Below are 2,939 nucleotides of genomic sequence, written 5' to 3' on the forward strand. Positions count from 1 at the left end.
GCGTGGAGCGAACCACCTCGCCGTACATGATCGACGACATCGGCGGCGCGGTGACCGACCTCGCCGACGGGCTCGACACCGCGGCGGTGGGCGCCATGATCGACAGCCTGGACAGCATCCTCCCGCAGGACGCCGGGGCGACGGGGGAGGCCATCGACGACGTCTCGGCGGCCCTCGGGGTGCTCGCGCGAGAGGACGCGCGGATCTCCGGGGTCGTCACCACCACCCGCGAGCTCACCGGGGTCCTGGTCTCCCAGGAGGCGGGCATCCGCGCGCTGACCGACCAGTCGCTCATCGTGGTCACGGTGCTCACGCAGCGCCGCGAGGCGCTCACCGCGCTCGTGGCCTCGCTCGAGGACCTCGCGGCCACGGTCCGGGTGCTGCTCGACGAGGAGGCGGAGGACGTGGACCGGCTGCTGGGGAACATGCGCGAGATCAGCGAGACCTACCGGCGCAACATCGGGGTGATGGACGAGGTGCTCACCCGGATGCCGCCGGGGCTCCGCGCGGTCACGGACGCGACCGGAAACGGCCCGTGGACCGATGTCGCGACGCCGACCGGACCGATCCCCGATTCCGCCCTGTGCGCCCTGGGGGTGATGGACGGATGCAACTGAGCCCCGCGCACCCGGGCCGGGCGAGGATCGTCGCGATCCTCGCCACCGCCCTCGCCGCGGTCGTGGTCCTGGCCTACCTCCTGTCGGACGGGCGCGACGGCGACGCCCGCCGGGTCGTCACCGCCGAGTTCGCCTCCGCCGACGGGGTGTACGTCGGCTCGCAGGTGCGGATCGTGGGGGTCGAGGTGGGCGTCGTCGAGGGGATCGAGCCCGCCGGAGCGGTCGCCAGGGTCCGCCTCTCGCTCGACCCCGGGACGCGGCTGCCCGCCGACGTCGGCGCGGTGGTGATGAACCCGGCGGTGATCGCGGACCGGTTCGTGGAGCTCACGCCCGCGTACACGGGCGGGCCGGAGTTCCCCGACGGCGGGGTCATCCCCCCGGAGCGCACCCGGGCCCCGCTGGACTTCGACGAGTTCGTCTCGAGCCTCGACACCCTGAGCTCGGTGTTCTCGCCCGGCGCGGAGGAGATCGGAGGGGGGCTGGACCGGGGGGCGCAGGCGCTCGACGGGCGGGGCGAGGCCCTGGGCCGGGCCATCAGGAACCTGTCCACGGTCTCCGCCGTGGGGGGCGACCGGGCGGCGGACCTCGGCGCGATCGTCACCGAGCTGGCGGTGCTCATGGAGGCCGCGGGCGGACGGGACCAGACCATGCGGGATCTCGTGCTGGGGCTGGACGAGCTCGGCCGCCAGCTGCGCGACGACGGGGTCGACGTGGCCGGCCCGGCCGAGGACCTGCGGGTGATCCTCGACGAGCTGGACGCGATCATCGCCGCGCGCGGGGACGACATCACCGGCGCCACCGACGCGACCCGCGAGGTCACCGCGCTCTACGCCCGTCACCGCGCCGACTTCGCCGAGTTCCTGGACCTGTACCCGGTGATGATGGACAACCTCGCCGAGGGGATCGGGCCCGACGGCCGGGCCCGGATCCGTCTCAACGTCTCCTCCAACATCACGCATTTCGCCCGCGGGCGCGAACTCTGCGCCCGGGAGCCGCTGCCGCTGTGCACCGGCGCCGGCCTGACCAACCCGCTCATGTTCCCGGTGGAGCAGGGCGACCCACTCGGGCTGTTCGGTGCCCTCGACCGGGTGGCGGGGGGTGGGTGAGCGATGCGTGAGACGCGGAGGACGCCGCTGATGATCCGCGGACTCGTGACCGTGCTCGGGGTGGTCCTGCTCGGGGTGGCGGCGCTGGTCGCCCTGAACACCCCGCAGCTCGCGCTCCAGTCGGTGCCGCTCGGGATGGACACCGGCGAGGGGTCGGCGGACGTGGAGCTGCGCTTCGAGCGTGCGGATCGGCTCGCCCCCGGCGCGGAGGTCCGGTACGGCGAGCGGCTGGTGGGCCGGGTCCGCGCGGTGGACACCGACGGCACCGACGCCGTGATCGGTGTCCGGCTCGAGGGCGGCTCCGGCGTGCCCGCCGGCGTGTTCGCCGAGATCAGGCTGCCCACCGCGCTGGGCAGCCCGTTCGTCGCGCTCACCCCGCCCGGCACGACCCCGCCCGGCGACCTGCTCCTCGAGGACACGCGGCTGGTCCCGCGGGAGCGCACGGGCGTCGGACCCGACCTCGAGTCCAGCCTCGCCTCGCTGGGGCTGCTGCTCAACGGCAGCGGGATCGCCCAGCTCGGCTCGGTGATGGAGGAGCTCACCGTGGCGCTGGACGGTCGCGGCGACGAGATCGGGCGGATCCGCGACCGCGGAGAGCGTGCCCTCGAGCTGTACGAGGCCAACCGGGACCACATCGACGCCGCGGTGCTCGCCCTCGACCGGGTGAACGCCGCGCTCGCCGCCCGCCGCGACCTCATCGACCGCGGAATGACGGTCTCCGCCGACCTCGTGTCCGAGGCGGCGCGCAACCGCGAGACCATCTCCGCGCTCATGGACACCACCACGGCGCTGACCATCCAGGTCGAGCGCTTCACCTCGGCCACGGACGGGCGGCTCACCCCGTCGCTGCGGACCCTCACCGTCCTCCTCGAGGACATGGAGGGCTTCGGCAACGAGGTCGCCCCCACCCTGGAGGCGCTGCGGGGGTTCGTCGACAGGTTCGACGAGGCCATCCGCGGGGACCACATGATGTTCGACGGCGCGCTCGACCTCCCCGGATCGCTCGATGCGCTGGGCACCGGCGGCGAGGCGCGGGCGGGCCGCCCGCTCCCGCCCGGCGCGACCGGCCCGCCGGACGCCCAGCCGCCCGTGGGAGGCGCGCCGTGAACCGCCACATCGTCGCGCAGGTGGTGCTCTTCGCCCTGATCTCCGTGGTCGCGATCGGCTACGGCATCGCCTACATCAGGGAGGACGCCGACGTCGCCCGGGGCTTCCG

At 74.3% G+C, this 2,939-nt stretch carries 2 protein-coding genes and 1 pseudogene; all 3 read left to right on the forward strand.

The window, feature by feature from the left end; genetic code table 11:
- Positions 1 to 617: pseudogene (locus B4M60_RS09065) on the forward strand (virulence factor Mce); the annotation flags it as partial.
- On the forward strand, positions 608 to 1,723 hold the full coding sequence (locus tag B4M60_RS09070; protein ID WP_291082539.1) for an MCE family protein: 1,116 nt from the start codon (positions 608 to 610) through the stop codon (positions 1,721 to 1,723). The pseudogene B4M60_RS09065 and the gene B4M60_RS09070, both read left to right, overlap by 10 nt.
- Positions 1,724 to 1,753: 30 nt before the next feature.
- Positions 1,754 to 2,830, forward strand: coding sequence for an MlaD family protein (locus B4M60_RS09075; protein WP_291082543.1), 1,077 nt, complete (start codon positions 1,754 to 1,756; stop codon positions 2,828 to 2,830).
- Positions 2,831 to 2,939 lie beyond the last annotated feature (109 nt).

This window comes from Dietzia sp. UBA5065 (assembly GCA_002415925.1).
Lineage (GTDB): Bacteria > Actinomycetota > Actinomycetes > Mycobacteriales > Mycobacteriaceae > Dietzia.

Coding starts and splice junctions, on each gene's coding strand:
- B4M60_RS09070 (WP_291082539.1), top strand. CDS start 608: ATGCAACTGAGCCCCGCGCACCCGGGCCGGGCGAGGATCGTCGCGATC.
- B4M60_RS09075 (WP_291082543.1), top strand. CDS start 1,754: ATGATCCGCGGACTCGTGACCGTGCTCGGGGTGGTCCTGCTCGGGGTG.